Origin of the sequence: Streptomyces sp. NBC_00988, assembly GCF_045162645.1 — a bacterium.
Classification (GTDB): Bacteria; Actinomycetota; Actinomycetes; order Streptomycetales; family Streptomycetaceae; genus Streptomyces.
On the sequence record NZ_CP108730.1, the window covers coordinates 4904613 to 4923955 of the forward strand.

A 19343-nucleotide genomic window follows, 5' to 3' on the forward strand; every position below is an offset into this window, starting at 1 on the left:
CACCTCTGGTTCAGCGGTCGCGCTGCCACCAGTCGAACTTCACGCACAGCTTCCCGCCGAGCCAGTACTCCACCCAGTCGCCCAGCTCGACCGGCGAGCAGTTGGCCGGGTGCGTCGGGGTGGGCGGTGTGGTGGGCGCGGTCGGCTTGGTCGGCTCCGGGGTGACCGGGGTCGTGGGTGTGGTGGGTGCGGTCGGTGTCGTGGTCGGGTCCTCGGTGCGGCCGAACAGGACCGAGCGGTAGACCTGGGACGACTTCGGGTTCTCGGAGCACTGCCACACACCGTGCGGGCAGTAGTCGGTCACCGTGTTGTACAGCGGCTTGTGCTCGTCCATCCAGGCGAGCATGCGCTTCATGTACTCCGCGTTGTCGCCGTTACGGAAGAGTCCCCATTCAGGATAGGAAATGGGCTTGCCGTGGGATTTGGCGAAGTCCACATGTGCCTGAAGTCCGTAGGGCTCTTTCACCTGCTCGTCGAACGTCAGCCCGGAAGGCTGGTCGTACGAATCCATTCCGACGATGTCGACCGTGTCGTCCCCCGGATAACACTGCGTCCAGGGAACGGCGTCCCGGCCGCGGCTCGGATCGAAGTCGAACCGGAATTTCTGGCCCGGCACCGAGCGCATCGTGGTGACGATCCTGTTCCAGTACTTCTTCCAGGCCTCCGGGTCCGGCCCGCAACGAGAGGTGTACGTGGTGCCGTTCATCTCCCAGCCGAGCACGATCACCGTGTCCGGCACCTTCAGGTCGACCAGCCGCTCGGCGAGGGCCTTGAAGTGCTGATCGAACTGACCGGCCGCGCCCTGCTGGAGCAGCTGCCGCACCTGCCAGTCGGACACGCCGTCCTCGTTGTGCTCCTGCATCGGCACGTTGAGGACGAGCATCCGGTCGGACTTCTCGGTACGCCAGTCCGCCCACACGTCGAGGAGACCGGGGGCGCCCTCGATGTCACTCCAGTGATTGCCCGGCAGGTAGGTGTGGCCGACGCGCAGTTCGGCCCCGCCCAGCCAGCTGCTCAGCGCCGCCATACGGGCCACACCACGAGCCCCGGAGTCGAGGAAGGCACCGAAGGCCGGGCTCATGGGCGCGGTGGGCGTGGGTGCGGTCGTCGGGGATGCGGTGGTCGTGGGTGTGGTGGTCACGGGTGTGGTGGTCACGGGAGCAGGCGGATCGGTGACCCGCGTCACCCCCGCCGCGAACCCGGGACCCGACGCGAAGGCCGCCGACGCGGCGACCGTAGCCGCGATGAAGGCCAGCCGGGCGGTTCGGGACCGTCGCTGCTGTGGGGCCATGCCTGCTCCTCTCTCCACTCTCGTACTCCGTGCCGACTTTGCTTTTCCTTCTACTGACACTCAGTCATATGAATATGAATTACGCCACCGCCGTTACGGCTTCCGAGTTCCTCCATCGCCCGCACGGGTGAACCGAACCGAAGGAAACAGTCCGTGTCGCTGCTCGACATCCGTGTCCCCGCAGTTCTGTTGCGGATCGACCGGAATCCCTTTCACCACGGAACGCTGGGTGCCGTGCGTTCGCTGGGCCGGGCGGGAGTGGAGGTGCATGTGGTCGCCGATTCCGCCGGAAGTCCCGTACGCAGCTCCCGCTTTGTCTGCCAGATGCATCCCCCGCCGGCGCCCGGCGCGTCTCCCGGCGAGATCGCCGGCACACTCCGCCGGGTCGCGGCGCGGATCGCGCGTCCCGCCGTACTGATCCCGATGGACGACGCGAGTGCCGTCGCGGTCGGCCGGCTCGGCGACGAACTCTCGCCCTCCTATCTGCTGCCGCAGCAGCCCGGCGCGCTGTCCGAACGGGTCGCGGACAAGGCCGAACTGGCCGCCGTGTGCGCGGGCGCGGACATCCCGCACCCGGTGACGCTGATCCCGGAGAGCCCGGCGCAGGCCGCGAGCGCCGCCTGGCAGCTGGGGCTGCCGGTGGTCGCGAAGTGGAGCCGGCCCTGGCTGGTGCCGGCCGGGACCGGGCTGCGCAGCACGGTGGTGGTGCACAGCGCGCAGGAGGCGCGCGAGCTGTTCCTGCGCGCCGAGGAGGCGGGCAGCCGGCTGCTGTTGCAGGCCTTCCTGCCGCCCGGGCCCGACCGTGACTGGTTCTTCCACGGGTACGCCGACCGGTCCGGTGCCGTACGCGGTGGCGGGTCCGGCCGCAAGCAGCGGGCCTGGCCGCGTGGCGCGGGGCTGACGGCGGTGGGCCGCTGGACGCCCAACCCGCAGGTGCAGGCGCTGGCCGAGCGGCTCACCGCCTCGCTCGGCTACCGCGGCATCTTCGACCTGGACTTCCGCCGCTGCGGCTCGACCGGCCGCTATCACCTGCTCGACTTCAACCCGCGGCCCGGCGCCCAGTTCCGGCTCTTCGCCGACTCCGCGGGCCTGGACGTCGTCCGCGCCCTGCACCTGGACCTGACCCACCGTCCGCTGCCGGACGGGTCGCCGCGGCCGGGGCGGGTGTTCGTGGTGGAGAACTACGCGCCGCTCAGCGCGCTGCGCCCGGCGCTCGGCGGACGCGAGCTGGCCTGGCACGCGCCGGACGACCCGGAGCCGGGCCGCGCGATGTGGGGGCTCTGGGGCCGGCATGTGCTGCGCAAGGTGCGCGAGCGGCTGGTCGGGACGGCGCCGGCGCCGCGCACGGCGGAGCCGCGCGTGGTCCGGCAGGCGGGCGAGAGTCACCCCAACGGGCCTGTCGAACCAGCCGAGTTGACGAAATTGACCGAGTTGAGCGATGACGAGAAAGCGAGCAGCTGCTGATGTACGACCTGCTGGTGGTGGGCGCGGGCCCGTACGGCCTGTCCATCGCGTCCCACGCCGCGGCCGCGGGGCTGAACCTGCGCGTCTTCGGCCGGCCGATGGCGTCCTGGCGCGACCACATGCCCCGGGGCATGTTCCTCAAGTCGGAGCCCTGGGCCTCCAACTTGTCGGACCCTGAAGGCCGTTGGCCGCTTGACGTGTACTGCGCCGGCCAGGGCGTGGAGGCCCGGCACGGGGAGCCGATCCCGGTCGAGATGTTCGCCTCGTACGGCCTGTGGTTCGCGCGCAACGCCGTCCCGGAGGTGGACGAGCGGACGGTGGAGCGGATCGCGCCGGTGCCCGGCGGCTTCGAGGCGGTGACCGACGACGGCACGGTGCTGCACGCCCGGACCGTCGCGCTCGCGGTCGGCGTCATGCCCTTCGTCGAAATCCCGTCCGCGCTGCGGGGGTTGGGCCGGACCCTCGTCTCGCACAGCAGCCACCACAGCGCGCTGGACGAGTTCCGCGGCAAGGACGTCACGGTGATCGGCGGCGGCCAGGCGGCACTGGAGACGGCGGCCCTGCTCGCCGAACAGGGCACGCGGGTACGGGTGTTGGCACGCGCCGACGAACTCTTCTGGAACGACGTGCCGCCGGCGTGGGAGCGCCCGTGGTGGCAGTCGGCCCGCTCCCCGCACAGCGGGCTGGGCCCCGGCTGGCGCAACTGGTTCTACTCCGAGCGTCCCGACCTCTTCCACCGCCTCCCGGAGTCGACCCGGGCCAGGATCGCGGCCAACGCCCTTGGTCCGGCGGGTGCTTGGTGGGTGCGGGACCGGGTCGAACCGGCGGTGGAGGTGCTCCTCGGCCACGAGGTAGCGGCGGCCGACGTGGTGCCGGGCGGGGTACGCCTGGAGACGGTGAGCCGGGCGGGCGGTACGCGGATCCTGGACACCGAACACGTCATCGCTGCAACGGGGTTCAAGGCGACGACCAACCGACTCGGGCTGCTCTCCAGCGAGTTGAGGGGCTCCCTGACCGCGGTCGCCGACGGCTCCCCGGAAATCGGCCGGGACTTCGAGTCCTCGCACCCCGGCCTCTTCATGGCGGGCCTGGTGACGGCCTCGGGCTTCGGCCCGGCGATGCGCTTCGTGCACGGCGCCACGTACACGGCGGGCGCGCTGGTTCGGGGAGTCGAGCGCCGACTGCGCTCGGAGCCCCGCGGCGGCATGATCCCGGCACCGGGCCGACGGAGCACGCCGACTTTCGTACGGCGCTGACGGCGCGGGTGTGCCGGGCGGTGACGTCCGGCACCCCGTGCGTCTTACCTACGGGACGCGGCTCGGCCTCGTCGGTAGAGGATCGTGCCACCCGCGATCAGCGCGGCACTGACACCCGAAGTGGCCAGCATGGCCTCACTGCCGGTGTGCGCCAGAACGGGCGGCGGCGGTGTGTGCTCCCCACCGGTGGGCGGAGGCGTGTGGTGCCCGCCCGTGGGAGGCGGCGGGGTGTGATGCCCACCCGTGGGAGGGGGCGGGGTGTGGTTGCCGCCGGTGGGAGGCGGCGGCGTGTGATGCCCGCCGGTGGGAGGCGGCGGCGTGTGGTGCCCACCCGTAGGGGGAGGCGGGGTGTGTTCGCCACCGGTGGGGGGCGGCGGCGTGTGGTGTCCACCCGTGGGCGGAGGCGGGGTGTGATGAGGGGGCGGAGTGTGATGCGGCGGCGGGGTGTGATGGGGCGGCGTGTGCGGAGGAGGCGGCGTGTGGTGGTGCCCGCCCGTGGGAGGAGGCGTCTCCTCGCAGTCCGGGGTGCCGTAGCCCGAGTGATCTCCGTGGCCGTAACCCGTGTGATCTCCGTGCCCGTAACCCGACTCACCGCCGGAGCCGTAGCCCGAGTCGTCTCCATAGCCGGAGCCGGAGCCGTGGTCGTGGCCGTAGCCGCCGTAACCCGAATCGTCGTCGGAGTCCCCGTACGACGGCTCGGTCCACCGGTGGTGGTCGCCGTGCCGGTGCTCGTCCTTGCCGCCGGCGCAGGAGTTGCCGAACGTGGGGTTGAGCCCGGACACCCCGTCGGCGGTGTTGCCACAGGCGTTGACCGGTACGTCGACCGGGACCTGGAGGCTGTTGCCGGACAGGACGCCCGGCGAATCCTTGGCAGCGCCGCCGGTGTACGAATCGGCCAGGGCGGGGCTGCCGCACAGGGACAGAATGCTCGTCGCGGCGGCCGCCGCGACCATTCCCTTACCCAGGGTCTGTCGCAATCTCGTTGTCTTCCTGCTTGAAGTGGGAAAAGCCGGCCTTGGAAACCTGTCCAAGGCCGGCCATGACACAGCCGGAACGGCTGGTGCGTTACGTCGTCAGTCGTTGACGCACGTGTTGCCGAACGCCGGGTTCAGCAGGCCGATCACGTCGATCGAGTTGCCGCACACGTTGACGGGGATGTGCACGGGAACCTGGACCACGTTGCCCGAGAGGACACCCGGCGAACCGACGGCCGCACCCTCGGCACCCGCGTCGGCGAAGGCCGGGGCGGCCATACCGAGAGCCATGATCGCACCAGCGACAACAGCAGCGCTCTTCTTCATGAACGTTCCCTTCTCTGCGGTCATGCCCACCATGACCTGCAGCCTGTAAAACGAGGGATAGACGCAGGAAGAAACTCAAGAACGCGTGTCACCTGACAATTCACTCGATCGTCCGCACCGAATTGACGCGATGGCCGCACGGATGCAGAAACGCTTCTCTTCAAGGGAAGCCAGGAAGAGGACGGCTATGTGAAACGACGAGGGCGGCCCGCACGGAGATTTCCGTACGGGCCGCCCTGGCCGTTTTATTGACGTCCGGTCAGCTGCCGATGGCGCCGTTGCCCGAGAGCACCGGGATGTTGTCGGCGAGGTGCGACAGCGGCTCGTCACCCTTGGCCTGGGTGGAGTTCTCGGCGCACTGCTGGTTCTGCGGGGCCGAGAGGACCGGCACGTCCTGGAGGACGGTGACCGGCACCAGCACGCCCACGATCGAGGCCGCGTTGACCTTGGCCGGCAGGCCGACACAGAGCTTGTTCAGGTCGCCCTGGGCGAGCCCGAGCTGGGGGCTCATGTCGCCGGCGGTCTTGGCGTTGCCGTAGATCTGCTGGGCACCGTTCCCGTCAACACTGGTGACGCCGTTGTCGTTTCCGATGGCCAGCGCCTGCGGGGCGGCCGTCGCCGAGACGCCGACGACGGAAGCCGCGACAGCCGTCGCAGCCATTGCCTTCTTGAGCATTTCTGCGGTCCTTTCCTGGCAGAGACACAATTCCTGCTCCCCCATCAACAGAGGTCCGCCGGATTGGTTGCGTGGCTTCACCCGGTTGGATTCATCTGGGCCATTGGAGTGAATCGGAGCAACCATGCGGCCCGGCGCCAGTTGTTCAGGTCGCTCCGGTGGACGGGGTTACTCCAGAAGGGACCACGCAAGTGATCAAGAAGGTTATGGCTGCTGCGGCTGTCGCCGCTTCCGTCGTCGGAGCCTCGGCTGCCGTCGCCGCCCCGGCGATGGCGATCGGTAACGACAACGGCGTCACCACGACGAACGGCAACGGCGCCGAGCAGGTCTACGGCAACCAGGCCACGTACGGCAACATGAGCCCCCAGATGGCGCTCATCCAGGGCTCGCTGAACAAGCCCTGCATCGGCCTGCCCGCCAAGGCGAACCTCGCCTCGCTGGTCGGCCTCGTGCCGGTCACCGTCGCGCAGGACGTGCCGATCCTCTCCGCGCCGCAGAACCAGCAGTGCACCGAGAACTCCACCCAGGCGAAGGGCGACGAGCCGCTGTCGCACATCCTGGACAACATCCCGGTCCTGTCGGGCAACGGCTCCGCGGGCAGCTGACCTCGCGGACGTGCACAGCGGGCCGCCGATCTCTCGGCGGCCCGTTGGCCTGCCTCGCCGGGACGCGCGGAAGGCGGCCGAGGAGTTCGGGAAGCTGCGCGCGGCCCGTCCGCTGGTCCCCCGCGGACAGCAGCCCCTGCCGAGCGACCCGCCGCGGATCACCCGCCGCGTCCCCGGGCGAGGAAGCCAACTTGCTTACACGCGAGCCGACTTATTGCTCCATTCAGGGCAAAGGCCGCAACCAAACCAGTCATCACTCAGTTGATCATCGCGCGGCTCCGCAACGGGAGTCCGTCCTCCGAAAGGGTTTGAACATGAAGAAGCTGTGGGCGACCGCGGCTGTTGCCGCCTCCCTCGCCGGTGCCACCGCCGCTGTCGCCACCCCGGCGATGGCGATCGGCAACGACGACGGCGTCACCACCACCCAGGGCAACGGCGCCGTGCAGAAGTACGGCAACCAGGAGACCAAGGGCGACATGAGCCCCCAGCTCTCCCTCGTCCAGGGCACCCTGAACAAGCCCTGTGTCGGCCTGCCGGTCAAGGCGAACCTCGCCTCGATCGTCGGCGTCGTGCCGGTCACCGTCCTGCAGGACGTGCCGATCCTGTCGGCCCCGCAGAACCAGCAGTGCACCGAGAACTCCACCCAGGCGAAGGGCGACGAGCCGCTGTCGCACATCCTGGACAACATCCCGGTCCTGTCGGGCAACGGCGCCGTGGGCAGCTGACCTCAGCACCACGCACCACAAGAGCGGGCCGCCGAGCACTTCGGCGGCCCGCTTCTTGTTATGCCTGTTTCGGTTTCGCGTACAGGGCCTCGATGTCCTCCGCGTACGCCGCCGTCACCACGTGCCGTTTGAGTTTCAGGGACGGGGTGAGGAGGCCGTTGTCCTCGGTGAACTCGCCCTCGATCAGGGCGAAGGCGCGGATGGACTCGGCGCGGGAGACGGCCTCGTTGGCGTGGTCGACGGCCTTCTGGACGTCGGCGCGCAGTCGTGGGTCCTCGACGAGGTCGGCGAGCGGGGTGTCCGCGGGGAGTCCGCGGACCGAGAGCCAGTGTGCGAGGGCCTCGGGGTCGAGGGTGATCAGGGCGGCGACGAAGGGGCGGTTGTCGCCGACGACCAGGCACTGGCCGACCGGGGCGCGGCTGCGCAGACGGTCCTCCAGGACGGCCGGGGAGACGTTCTTGCCGCCGTTGGTGACGAGGATGTCCTTCTTGCGGCCGGTGATGGTGAGATAGCCGTCCTCGTCGAGCGCGCCCAGGTCGCCGGTCGCGAACCAGTCGTCCTGCAGTACGGCGTCGGTGGCCGCCGGGTTGTTCCAGTACGCGCCGAAGACCACTCCGCCCTTGATGAGCACCTCGCCGTCGTCGGCGATGCGGATCGTGGTGCCGGGCACCGGGAGGCCGACCGTGCCGGGGCGGGGCCGCAGCGGCGGGACGACGGTGGCGGCGGCGGTCGTCTCGGTGAGGCCGTAGCCCTCGTAGACGATGATTCCGGCGGCGGAGAAGAAGAGGTTGAGGTCGCGGTCGAGCGGTGAGCCGCCGCTGATCGCGTACCGCAGGCGGCCACCGAGTTCCTTGCGGATACGGCGGTACACCAGCAGGTCGTAGAGGGCCCAGGCGGCGTAGAGGGCGGGGCCGGGGCCCTTGCCGGTGCCGAGGAACTTGTTCAGGTAGGCCTCACCGAAGCGGACCGCGATGCGGTCGGCGCGGTCGAAGGAGGCGGCGCGGCCCATCTTCTCGGCGGTCGCGCGGCCGGCGTCGTGGATCTTCTCGAAGAGGTACGGCACGCCGACCAGGAACGTGGGCCTGAACTCCTTCAGCGCCGGGCGGAGTTCGTCGGGCTTGATGCTCGGGCAGTGGCCGGTCTCGATGCGGGCCATCAGGCAGGCGATCTGGAGGGTGCGGCCCATGATGTGCGCGAGCGGGAGGAAGAGGAGCGTCGAGGCGACCTGGCCGGTGACCTCCGTGAAGAGGGGGTGCAGCAGCTCGACCATGTTGGCGGCCTCGGCGTGCAGGTTGGCGTGGGTGAGGACGCAGCCCTTGGGCCGTCCGGTGGTGCCGGAGGTGTAGCAGATCGTCGCGATCGTGTCGGGGGTGAGGGAGGCGCGGCGCTTGGTGATCTCGTCGTCGGGCAACTCCTCCCCCAGAGTGGCGAGTTCGGCCATGGCTCCGGCGTCCAGCTGCCAGACGCGCGGGGGTTGGGGGTGGCGGGCCGTGCCGGTGGTGACCGTGCCGGTGTTCTCGGTGGTCTCCGTGATGACGAAGCGGGTGCCCGAGTCCCTGACGATCCACTCCACTTGGTCCGCCGACGAGGTGGCGTAGACCGGTACCGTCTGGCCGCCGGCCGCCCAGATCGCGAAGTCGAGGACCGTCCACTCGTAGCGGGTGCGGGACATGACCGCGACCCGGCCGCCCGGTTCGAGGCCTGCGGCTATCAACCCCTTTGCGGTGGCGGTGACTTCGCGGGCGAAGGCGGTCGCGGTGACGGGGTGCCAGGTGCCGGCCTGTTCGCGGCGGAGGACCACGGTGTCGGGGGCCTCCGCCGCGTTGGTGAACGGGAGGTCGGCGGTGCTGCCGGTCGTCGGGCGCGCGGCGAGCGGCAGGGTGCCCGCCTCCCGTACGACGCCCCGCTCGTCCCGGGTGAGTTGGACCCGGGTGCGGGCCGCCAGGTCGGTACGTTGCCGCGCCCGCTTCAAGTCCTTGCGTACGCCCATGACAGCTGCTCCCGGTCGACGGTGAGACGGTGGCTGGGGCGTCAACTTACTCGCAAGTAGGGGAAGGTCAATGGGGTCTGTGCGGTTCCGGTGGGTTCAGTCGATTCGGCGCGCCTCGTCGATCGCCTCTGCGAGCTGCCGTACGTCCGTGTCTTCCGTTTTCTTCGCCAACGCGTGGGCGCGGGCGGCGAGTTGGCCGAGGCCTGGGTTGCCGGGCAGGGTGCCCGCGGTGTCCTCGGGTGAGCGGAGGGTGTCGGCGAAGTAGGCGGCCACGGCGGTGACTTGGAAGGTGTTCGGGGCGCTGCTCAGGGAGTCGTGCAGGGCGTCGGTCTCCAGTTGGCCCGATTCCTCGTGCGGGGCGCGGGTGTCGGGGTCGAGCCAGCGGACGCTCGCGGTGGCGAGGTGGCCGTCGGCGCCGGGCCTGGTGCGGACGGCGTAGAGGGCGGTGACGGTGTGGCCGGGGCCGATCTCGCCGCCGTCGACGCTGTCATTGCGGAAGTCGTCGTCGGCGACCTTGCGGTCCTCGTAGCCGATGAGGCGGAACTGCGCGACCGTCTCGGGGTCGAAGGCGACCTGGGCCTTGGCGTCGCGGGCGGTGAGGTCGATGTTCTGCGGGAGTTGGTCGACGAAGACCTTGCGGGCATCCGTGTCGTTCGAGACGTACGCGGTGTGGCCGTCGCCCTTGTCGGCGAGTTTCTCCATCAGGGCGTCGCCGTAGTCGCTGCCGACGCCGACGCCGAAGAGGGTGATGCCGTGGTCGCGGCGTTCGTCCGCGATGCGGTCGAGGATCGAATCGGCGCTGGTGTCACCGGTGTTGGCGAGGCCGTCGGAGATGAGGACGACCCGGTTGGTGGCGCCCTTGCGCAGGCCCTCGGTGGCGGTGGCGTAGCCGGTCTCGACGCCCGCGCCGAGGTTGGTCGAGGACTGGGTCTCCAACTCGTCGATGGCGTCGTGGACTTGGCCGCGGTGGCCGTCGAGGCGGGTCATCGGGAGGACGGTCTCGGCCTCGTCGCTGAAGGTGACGAGCGCGACCGAGTCGTCGTCGCGGAGTCGGTCCGTCATCTCGTCGAGGGACTTCTTGGCGAGGTCGAGGCGGCCCGTCTCGCTCATCGAGCCGGAGACGTCGATCACGAACGTCAGGGCGGCGGGCGGGCGTTCGTCGCTGTCGTCGGCGGTGCGGGTGGCGAGGCCGACGCGGACGAGGGACCAGTTGGAGCTGTCGGTGCGGGCGCCGTCGACGGTGACCGTGAAGCCGTTGCCGTCGGGGCGGTCGTAGTCCTGGCGGAAGCTGTTGACGAACTCCTCGGGGCGGATCGTGGACGGGTCGGGGCGTTGGCCGTCGGCGAGGACGCGGCGGGCGTAGCCGTAGGAGGCGGTGTCCACGTCCAGGGCGAAGGTGGAGAGGTAGTCGGGGGACGGGGCGACCTTGTCGGCGGGGGTGCCGGTCTGCTCGCCGTCCTGTTCGCTGCTGTTGTCACCACCGGAGACGACGGGTGGGGCCGGTGCCGGGAAGCCGGTCCGGTTCGCCGCGTCCGAGTTGCTGGAGTTGCTGCCGCCGCCGCCCGCGCCGCAGCCGGTGAGGAGCAGGCCGCTCGCGGCGGTGAGGGCGAGCAGGGTGGTGCGCAGTCGCCGGGTGCGGTGGCGTGACCGCACCCCCGGCAGCTTGCCCGGTCGTGTTCGGTTGGTCTCCATCTCCCGTGCCCCCTCGGTCCGTTGACGTCGGCTTCTTGCGACTGTGACGGCGGAGGGGGCGGGAATGTGCGCTACGGGGAGTTGCGGAAGCGTCTCGAAGGGGTCGCGATCATGGCCCGTCGAGACCGGTGGGAGATCCTCCGGTGACCTAGGACACGATGTCCTTGCGGGCGAAACCCCGGAAGGCCAGGGCGAACAGCACGATGGCGTACGTAACGGAGACCGCCGTGCCCTGGATCATGCCGGACCACTCGGGATGGGGCTGTACGGCGTCCGCCCACGCGAACTGCCAGTGCGCGGGCAGGAAGTCGCGCCAGTGGCCGAGGGCCGTGACGGCGTCCAGGACGTTGCCGACGATGGTCAGGCCGACCGCGCCGCCGACCGCGCCCAGGGGTGCGTCGGTCTTCGTCGAGAGCCAGAACGCGAGCCCGGCGGTGACCAGTTGGGACACGAAGATGAACGCCACGACGACCAGCAGGCGTTGGGCCGCCGTGCCCGCGCCGATCGCGCCGCCGGTGGGCAGCTCCAGTGGGCCCCAGCCGTAGGCGGCGGTGCCGACCGCGAGGGCGACGAGCGGGAGCAGGATCATCGCGGCGAGGCTGAGGCTCAGGCCGACGACCAGCTTGGACCAGAGGAGGCGGGCTCTCGGCACGGGTGCCGCGAGCAGATAGCGCAGGGAGGACCAGCTGGCCTCCGAGGCGACCGTGTCCCCGCAGAACAGGGCGACCGGGACGACCAGGAGGAAGCCCGCCGACACGAACAGGTTCACCGCGGCGAAGTTCGCGCCGGAGGAGGTGGCCGTGTCCATCAGCGTCAGCTGGGAGCCGCGGTCGCCCGGGGTGCCGCCGATCGCGAAGGCGGCGACCAGGATGAAGGGCAGCGCGGCGAGGATGCCGCCCATGACCAGCGTGCGGCGCCGCTTCAACTGCCGGACCAGCTCCACCCGCAGGGGCAGGGTGCGGCCGGCCCGGTAGCCGGAGGCCACCTCGACGGGCTCGGCGAGCGTGCTCATGCGGAACCTCCGATCAGGGTGAGGAAGGCGTCTTCGAGCCGACGGTGCGGGCCGACGGAGGAGACGGGGACTTCCAGTCGTACGAGTTCTACGAGGAGGCGGGCGGCGGTGGGTGAGCCGTGGGTGGGGAGTGAGGGAGGCGGGGGTGTTGGTGCGTCGAGTGCGGTGTCGGAGGCTTCGTCGGTGGGGTCGGCCGGCTCGGCGAGCGCGACGGTGGACGTCTCGGGCGTGGTGGCGCCCTGAACGTCACGTGCCGTACCGGAAGCCTCGGCGACGGCGACGCCGGGCTTGGCTGCGGGAGCCGCGTCGGCGGGTGAACTCGCCCGGTCCGTCGAGGAGTTGACGGACACCAACTCGTCGGCGGGAGCCAGGTGGTCGGCGGATCCCGGGCCGTCGCCGGGATCCGATCCGTCGCCAGGCGCCAGTCGCAGCAGCAAGCCGCCCTCCGCGCGGGCCACCGACTCCACGTCCGGGAGGGCCGCGATCTTTTCCACCAGGGGGTCGGGGATGTCGGCCGCCAGGCCGACCAGGAGGGTGTCTCCGGAGCCGATGATCTCGGCGACCGGGCCCGCCTGGACGAGACGGCCGCGGTCCATGACCACGAGGTGGGTGCAGGACTGTTCGACCTCGGCGAGGAGGTGGCTGGAGACGATGACCGTGCGGCCGGCCTCCGCGTAGCGGATCATCACCTCGCGCATCTCGCGGATCTGGGGCGGGTCGAGGCCGTTGGTCGGTTCGTCGAGGATGAGGAGGTCGGGGAGGCCGAGCATGGCCTGGGCGATGGCGAGGCGCTGGCGCATGCCCTGGGAGTAGGTGCGGACCGCGCGGGCGAGGGCGTCGCCGAGGCCCGCGATCTCCAGGGCCTCCTCCAAGTGGGCGTCCTGGGGCGGGCGTCCGGTCGCCTGCCAGTACAGCTCCAGGTTCTCGCGGCCGGAGAGGTGCGGGAGGAAACCCGCGCCCTCGACGAAGGCGCCCACGCGGGACAGCACCGGTGCGCCCGGACGGATCGCGTGCCCGAAGACCCTGATCTCGCCGGCGTCCGGCTTGATCAGGCCCATCAGCATGCGCAGGGTGGTCGTCTTGCCCGCGCCGTTCGGGCCCAGGAGACCGAGCACCTGGCCCTTCTCGACGCGGAAGGACAGGTCCCGTACCGCGTACCGGTCCGCCGACTTCGCGTACCGCTTGCTCAAGTCGGTGATCTGGAGCGGCACTTCGGCGAGCGCGGGGTCGGGGGGCGTCGATGCCGTACGCCTGCGGCCGGTCAGGAGCAGGGCCGCGGCGATCGCCGCGCCCGCCAGCGGGAGCCACCACACCCAGGACGGCAGCGTTGCCGCCGCGGTCGTGACGCCGGGGGCCGTCGGTACCTTGAGGTCGCTCTTCAGGGTGACCGTGTACGTCGCCGGGGCCGCCGGAGAGGCGTAGCCGAGGTCCGTGGAGGCGAGGACCAGGCGCAGATGGTGGCCGCTCTGGACGTCGTAGTCGATGGCCGGGAGGGTGATCGTGACGTCCTTGCCGGACTTGGTGCCGTCGACCCTGAGGGGGGTCACCAGCTGGGAGGGGAGCACCTGTTGGGTGCCGCCCGGGCCTACGTCGTAGACCTTGCCGAAGAGGACGGTGTCGTCGCTGGTCGACTTGACGTGGACGGTGACCGTGGGCGAGCCGGTGATGCGGAGGCTCTTGGTGACGGGGGCCGAGTCGAACGCGGCGTACTGGCCGGGGAAGTCGAGGGACACCCCGATGCCCAGGGAGGACAGTTGCGAGAGGCCGCCGGTGCTGCCGAGTCCGGGGAGGGCCGAGATGGCGGGTGGGCTGGCGCCGGCCGGGTTGGTGAAGGACTGCTCGCGACGGCCGGTCAGGGCGATCGTGCGCGGGTCGCTCTCCAGGCCGGGGTACGCGCTGCCGCTCGCGCCGCGCAGCAGGGCGGCGCCGTCCGTGGAGTCGACGCCTCCGGTGCGGGTGACGCGGAACGCCGGGCCGGTGTCGGTGTTCTTGTCGTCCTTCAGGTACCGGTCGAACCAGGACGTCACGCGTGCCTGGACGCGGCTCGTCTCCATGTCGCCGCCGTCGTGGCCGCCCGCGATCCAGTCGACGTCCACGGGGGCGCCGTTCGCGCGGATCGCCTTCTCGGCCGCGTCGGCCTGGCCGAGCGGGAAGAGGGAGTCGGTCTGGCCCTGGATCAGGAGGGTCGGCACGTTGATGTGCGTCGCTACGGCCGACGGTGAACGGGCCTCCAGGAGCGCGCGGGCCTGGGCGTCCGGTTTGCCTGACTCGGCGACCCGGTCGTACATCTGGCACAGCGCGGGCTCGAACTTGGCGCAGCCGCCACCAGAGTTGATGAAGATGCCGGCCCAGAGCTTCTTGAAGACGCCGTTCGGGAACAGGGCGTCCGCGAGGTTCCAGTACGTGATCGCCGGGGCAATGGCGTCGACCCGGTCGTCGTATCCGGCGGCCAGGAGGGAGATCGCGCCTCCGTAGGAACCGCCTGCCATGCCCACGCGCGGGTCGCCCGGCTTGTCGAGTTGGACGTCCGGTTGCTTCGCCAGCCAGTCGATCAGCTTCGACACGTCCTTGACCTCGCCGGACGGGTCGTTCAGGCCGATCTTGCCGGTGGACTTGCCGAAGCCGCGGGCGGACCAGGTCAGTACGGCGTAGCCGTCCCGGGCCAGGTCTTGGGCTTCTTTTCGTACGTCGGTCTTGCTGCCGCCGAAGCCGTGGGCCAGGAGGACGGCTGGGCGGCGGGTTGATCCGCCCGTTGTGAAGTACGAGGTGTCCAGGGTGACGCCGTCGATCGCCATCATCCGGTCTGACTGGTGGACCGGGGGTGTGGTGTCCGAGGCTGCGGCCGTCCAGGTGCCGGCGGCGGCGAGCACGACGACGGCTGCGGTGGCTGACAGCCAGCGCCGGGGGTGTCGTAGTCGTCGTAGGCCTTGCAGCCCGGGCAGTCGAAGATCCATGCAACAACCGTACGGCCCTCGACTGACAACCGATGCCGACCCCGGGGTGAACAGGCAGACCTCCCTTGGGAGTACGGGGTTGCCGCGCTGTACCGCGGCCGTGGTACGGCCAAGAGCACATCGATACAGCCCCGCGCCCCTGAAAGACCTCTAGGGCCTGTGTGATGTCGTGATCAAGCGGTTGCTTGCAGCAGGTCGTTGATCCAGATCATCGAGGCGCGGAGGTGGAGGCCGGCGAGATAGCTCTCGGGCGTCTTGTCGTATCGAGTCGCGATGCCCCGCCAGGCCTTCAGCTTGTTGATCAGGCGCTCGACGGTGTTCCGTTCCTTGTAGAGATCGGCGTCGTGACCTGTGGGCCGGCCGCCCCGGCTGCCTTTCCTCTTCCGGTTGGCGGCCTGGTCCTTCTTCTCCGGGATGACGGCCTTGATGCTGCGTTTGCGCAGGTAGGAGCGGTTGGCGCGGGATGAGTAGGCCTTGTCCGCGGCGACAGCCCCGGGCCGGGTTCGGGGACGGCCGACCGGCAGACGGACCCGCACCTTCTGCAGCACGGGGGCGAATTGCGGGCTGTCAGCAGCCTGTCCCGCGGTCAGGACGAACGACAAGGGACGGCACTTGCGGTCCGCAGCGAGATGAATCTTGCTCGTCAGCCCGCCTCGGGACCTGCCGAGCAGGGCTTCCTTCAGACGGAGCTTGCGCCGTCGCCTGAGGTGCCGCAGTTCTTCCCGGCCGGGGGCGTCGCGTCCGTCCTGTCCGTTCTGTTCCGGCGGGCCGCCCCCTTTTGCCGGGCCCGTTCCTGGTCGGCGGCGGCTTCCTCGAGGGCGTCCATGACTTCCTTGCCGATGCGCATCCCGGCGGCGTCGTGGTGGGCACGGACGGTGGTGGAGTCCACGCTGACCAGGGACAAGTCGGCCTGCTCCTGCCGGGCGGCCTCAGCGATCATGCCTTCCAGTAATGCGGTGAAGACGCCGGCGTCCCTCCAGACGCGGAAGCGGCCGTAGACCGTCGGCCATGGGCCGAACTCGCCCGGCATCTCCCGCCACTGGCTGCTGGTGCGGAACCGCCAGATCACCCCCTCGAACTGCTTACGCAGCCGCTCAGGGTACGGACCGTAATCGCCTATCGGCAGGAACGGTTCGATCAACTGCCACTGCTCGTCGCTGAGTTGCCTGCGCGTCACGAACGCCTTCCTACCGGATCCGCGTTCCAGACGGATCCAGATCGGCACGATTGATCACGACATCACACAGGCCCTAGTTCTCCGGGATGGAGATCAGCCAGCGCGTCTCCCTGCGCGGGCGGAGGTAGAACGCCCAGTACAGCGTCGCCACCGTCACTATCCCGCCCGTCCACAGCAAGTAGGTCGTCTCCTGCTGGGTGAGGATGTAGGCCAGGACCGCGATCAGCAGGATCGGCATTGCGGGCCACAGCGGCATGCGCCACGCGTGCGTGTGCCTGTGGGATCCGCGTCGGGCGAGCAGGGCGGCGACCGCCACCAAGAGGTACATGCCGGTCACCGAGACGCCTGTCACGCCGTACAACGTGTCGAGGTTGACGAAGCAGAGGATCGCGCCGGGGATGCCTACGGCGAGCGTGGCCACCCAAGGGGAGCCGAAGCGGCCGAGTTTGGCGAAGAGGGTGTTGACCGGGTCGGGCCAGGCCTTGTCCCGGGCCGAGGCGAAGAGGACCCGGGAGTTCTGGATGACCATGACGATGCCGGCGTTGATGATCGCGAGGGCTACGCAGAGGCTGACGAAGGTGCCTACTGCGGAGTTGGACCAGGCGGTGACCATCGTGCTGATGTCGCCGCCCGTCAGCGTCGAGAGGTCCGACGCGCCCATCGTGATCGCCACCACCGGGACCAGGATGATCACCGTCGAGATCGCGAGGGTGGCCAACACCGTGCGGGCCACGTTGCGGCGCGGGTTCTCCAACTCCTCGGAGAGGTAGACCGCCGTCGAGAAGCCTTGCGTGACGAACAGGGCTATCGCCAGGCCCGAGACCACCAGCATCGCCGTCACCGTGTCCGTGTGGCCGCCCGTCCCGGCTACCTGCATCGACGTCAGGCTGCCCAGGCCTCGTTGGCTGTGCGTGAAGCCGAGCAGCGCTACGACTCCTGCCGCTACGACCTCCAGGACCAGGAAGATGCCCGTGATCCACGCGTTGGCCCGCAGGTCCAACAGGCCCGCCAGGGTGGCCAGGAGCATCACTCCGGCGCCGGCCATGGACGGGTTCAGGTGGGCGATCGGGGCCAGGTAGTCCGCCGTGCCCATCGCTATCACCGGCGGGACGATCATCACGACCAGGAGGGACAGGACGAAGACCAGCCAGCCCGCGAGCCTGCCCGCCAGCGTCGACACCATCGCGTACTCGCCGCCCGCGCTGGGGATGAGGGTGCCCAGCTCCGAGTAGCAGAACGCCACGGCGATGCAGAGGACCGAGCCGATCGCGATCGTGAGGGCGGTCGCGGTGCCGAGCGAACCGAACAGGTCGGGGACGACCACGAAGAGCGTGGAGGCCGGTGTCACGCAGGAGAGCGTGAGGAGGGTGCCGCCGACGATGCCGATGGAACGCTTCAGCTGCTGCGGACGCCCGGAGGTGTCCGGCGCCTCGGCTATGGCGGCTCCGGCGGCTTCGGCGGTGGGGAGGGTGTCGGTCACGCGCTGATGGAACATTGACGGAAACCATCACGTCAATGGGTGTTCACCTACGGAATCCGTTGATCCAGTCCGGCTGGAGTGCCGTATTCGGCACCTGGAGGCAGTGCCGGTCCCGCCTGCGAGCGCTACGGGAACCGCAGCCGTCGTAGCCGAAAAAATGGGGCCGTCCGCGATACGGACGGCCCCACTCGGTGCTGCTCGTTGTTGATCAGTGGTTGCGCGGGAAGCCCAGGTCCACGCCCGACGGGCCGTCGGCCGGGTCCGGCCAGCGGGTGGTGACGACCTTGCCGCGGGTGTAGAAGTGCGTGCCGTCGTTGCCGTAGATGTGGTGGTCTCCGAAGAGGGAGTCCTTCCAACCACCGAACGAGTGGTAGCCCACCGGGACCGGGATCGGGACGTTGACGCCGACCATGCCGGCCTCGATCTCCAGCTGGAAGCGGCGGGCGGCGCCGCCGTCGCGGGTGAAGATCGCGGTGCCGTTGCCGAAGGGGGAGCTGTTGATCAGCGCCACGCCCTCGTCGTACGTGTCGACGCGCAGGACGCACAGCACCGGGCCGAAGATCTCGTCCTGGTACGCCTTCGCCGTCGTCGGCACCTTGTCGAGCAGGGAGATGCCGATCCAGTGGCCGTCCTCGAAGCCCTCGACCGTGTAGCCGGTGCCGTCGAGGACGACCTCCGCGCCTTCGGCCGCCGCGCCGGTGACGTAGGACGCCACCTTGTCGCGGTGGACCGCGGTGATCAGCGGGCCCATCTCCGACGTCGGGTCGTTGCCGGGGCCGATCTTGATCTTCTCGGCGCGCTCGCGGATCTTCTCGACCAGCTCGTCGCCGATCGAACCGACCGCGACGACGGCCGAGATGGCCATGCAGCGCTCGCCCGCCGAGCCGTAGGCCGCGCTCACGGCCGCGTCCGCCGCCGCGTCGAGGTCGGCGTCCGGGAGGACCAGCATGTGGTTCTTGGCGCCGCCCAGAGCCTGGACTCGCTTGTGGTTCGCGGCCGCTGTGGTGTGGATGTAGCGGGCGATCGGCGTCGAGCCTACGAAGGACACCGCCTTGACGTCCGGGTGCTCAAGGAGGCGGTCCACCGCCACCTTGTCGCCGTTGACGACGTTGAAGACGCCGTCGGGGAGGCCTGCCTCCGCGAGCAGTTCGGCGATCTTCAGGGATGCCGACGGGTCCTTCTCGGACGGCTTCAGGACGAAGGTGTTGCCGGTCGCGATGGCGATCGGGAACATCCACATCGGCACCATGGCCGGGAAGTTGAACGGCGTGATGCCCGCGACCACGCCCAGCGGCTGGCGGATCGACGACACGTCGACGCGGCTCGCGACCTCGGTCGACAGCTCGCCCTTCAGCTGCACGGTGATCCCGCACGCCAGGTCGACGATCTCCAGGCCGCGCGCGACCTCGCCCAGCGCGTCGCTGTGCACCTTGCCGTGCTCGGCGGTGATCAGCTCGGCGATCGCGTCCCGGTTGGCGTCCAGCAGCGCGCGGAACTTGAACAGGATCGTGGTGCGCTTGGCGAGCGACGACGTGCCCCAGGTCGCGTAGGCATCCTTGGCGGCGGCGACGGCCGCGTCGACCTCGTCGACGGTCGCGAAGGCGACCTTGGTGGTGACCGCGCCGGTCGCCGGGTCGGTGACCGGCCCGTACGTGCCCGACGCGCCTTCGACGGTCTTGCCGCCGATCCAGTGGTTGACGATCTTCGTCATGCCCAGATG

The 19343-nt window shown here is 70.0% G+C and carries 14 protein-coding genes and 1 pseudogene; 4 read left to right on the forward strand and 11 right to left on the reverse strand.

Annotation, left to right across the window (positions count from 1 at the left end; translation table 11 throughout):
- Nucleotides 1-10: 10 nt before the first annotated feature.
- On the reverse strand, nucleotides 11-1291 hold the full coding sequence (locus tag OG496_RS22275) for a glycoside hydrolase family 26 protein (RefSeq protein WP_405972136.1): 1281 nt from the start codon (nucleotides 1289-1291) through the stop codon (nucleotides 11-13).
- 153 nt (nucleotides 1292-1444) lie between these two features.
- Here OG496_RS22275 and OG496_RS22280 point away from each other — a divergent pair, with 153 nt between their 5' ends.
- Both OG496_RS22280 and OG496_RS22285 read left to right on the forward strand, forming a co-directional pair.
- The gene (locus tag OG496_RS22280) at nucleotides 1445-2755 is read left to right on the forward strand and encodes an ATP-grasp domain-containing protein (protein WP_405972137.1); all 1311 of its coding nucleotides are present in this window, start codon (nucleotides 1445-1447) and stop codon (nucleotides 2753-2755) included.
- Complete coding sequence (locus OG496_RS22285; RefSeq protein ID WP_405972138.1) at nucleotides 2755-4011, forward strand: NAD(P)-binding domain-containing protein; 1257 nt, start codon at nucleotides 2755-2757, stop codon at nucleotides 4009-4011. Before OG496_RS22280 ends, OG496_RS22285 begins: the two co-directional genes overlap by 1 nt.
- Before the next feature lie 44 nt (nucleotides 4012-4055).
- On the opposite strand, the gene OG496_RS22290 is transcribed toward OG496_RS22285, so the two are convergent.
- The 3 genes from OG496_RS22290 to OG496_RS22300 form a co-directional block, all read right to left on the reverse strand.
- The gene (locus tag OG496_RS22290) at nucleotides 4056-4988 is read right to left on the reverse strand and encodes a chaplin family protein (RefSeq protein WP_405972139.1); all 933 of its coding nucleotides are present in this window, start codon (nucleotides 4986-4988) and stop codon (nucleotides 4056-4058) included.
- A 96-nt stretch (nucleotides 4989-5084) separates the two neighbouring features.
- Nucleotides 5085-5312, reverse strand: coding sequence for a chaplin ChpD (chpD, locus tag OG496_RS22295; protein ID WP_033284615.1), 228 nt, complete (start codon nucleotides 5310-5312; stop codon nucleotides 5085-5087).
- Nucleotides 5313-5571: 259 nt separating this feature from the next.
- Nucleotides 5572-5988 carry a rodlin gene (locus OG496_RS22300; protein ID WP_405972140.1) on the reverse strand — a complete coding sequence of 139 codons (417 nt, stop codon included), beginning with the start codon at nucleotides 5986-5988 and terminating at the stop codon, nucleotides 5572-5574.
- A 191-nt stretch (nucleotides 5989-6179) separates the two neighbouring features.
- Here OG496_RS22300 and OG496_RS22305 point away from each other — a divergent pair, with 191 nt between their 5' ends.
- Together OG496_RS22305 and OG496_RS22310 are read left to right on the forward strand one after the other, a co-directional pair.
- Nucleotides 6180-6593 (forward strand): rodlin, encoded by a 414-nt coding sequence (locus tag OG496_RS22305; protein WP_200711929.1) that lies wholly within the window; start codon nucleotides 6180-6182, stop codon nucleotides 6591-6593.
- Between the two features lie 314 nt (nucleotides 6594-6907).
- Nucleotides 6908-7318: a rodlin gene (locus tag OG496_RS22310; RefSeq protein WP_200711930.1), complete on the forward strand. Its 411-nt coding sequence runs from the start codon at nucleotides 6908-6910 to the stop codon at nucleotides 7316-7318.
- 58 nt (nucleotides 7319-7376) lie between these two features.
- On the opposite strand, the gene OG496_RS22315 is transcribed toward OG496_RS22310, so the two are convergent.
- The 7 genes and pseudogenes from OG496_RS22315 to mmsA form a co-directional block, all read right to left on the reverse strand.
- Entirely contained in the window at nucleotides 7377-9308 is a 1932-nt protein-coding gene (locus tag OG496_RS22315) for an AMP-dependent synthetase/ligase (protein WP_405972141.1), read from the reverse strand.
- A gap of 96 nt (nucleotides 9309-9404) precedes the next feature.
- Complete coding sequence (locus OG496_RS22320; RefSeq protein ID WP_405972142.1) at nucleotides 9405-11000, reverse strand: von Willebrand factor type A domain-containing protein; 1596 nt, start codon at nucleotides 10998-11000, stop codon at nucleotides 9405-9407.
- A 148-nt stretch (nucleotides 11001-11148) separates the two neighbouring features.
- Nucleotides 11149-12012: an ABC transporter permease gene (locus OG496_RS22325; protein ID WP_328683247.1), complete on the reverse strand. Its 864-nt coding sequence runs from the start codon at nucleotides 12010-12012 to the stop codon at nucleotides 11149-11151.
- On the reverse strand, nucleotides 12009-14966 hold the full coding sequence (locus OG496_RS22330; RefSeq protein ID WP_405972143.1) for a CocE/NonD family hydrolase: 2958 nt from the start codon (nucleotides 14964-14966) through the stop codon (nucleotides 12009-12011). The genes OG496_RS22325 and OG496_RS22330 overlap by 4 nt, the downstream gene beginning before the upstream one ends.
- Before the next feature lie 173 nt (nucleotides 14967-15139).
- Nucleotides 15140-16143 (reverse strand): annotated as a pseudogene (locus OG496_RS22335) (IS5 family transposase).
- Nucleotides 16144-16216: 73 nt separating this feature from the next.
- Nucleotides 16217-17623 (reverse strand): APC family permease, encoded by a 1407-nt coding sequence (locus OG496_RS22340; protein ID WP_405972144.1) that lies wholly within the window; start codon nucleotides 17621-17623, stop codon nucleotides 16217-16219.
- Between the two features lie 208 nt (nucleotides 17624-17831).
- Complete coding sequence (gene mmsA / locus OG496_RS22345; protein WP_033284526.1) at nucleotides 17832-19334, reverse strand: CoA-acylating methylmalonate-semialdehyde dehydrogenase; 1503 nt, start codon at nucleotides 19332-19334, stop codon at nucleotides 17832-17834.
- Nucleotides 19335-19343: the final 9 nt, after the last annotated feature.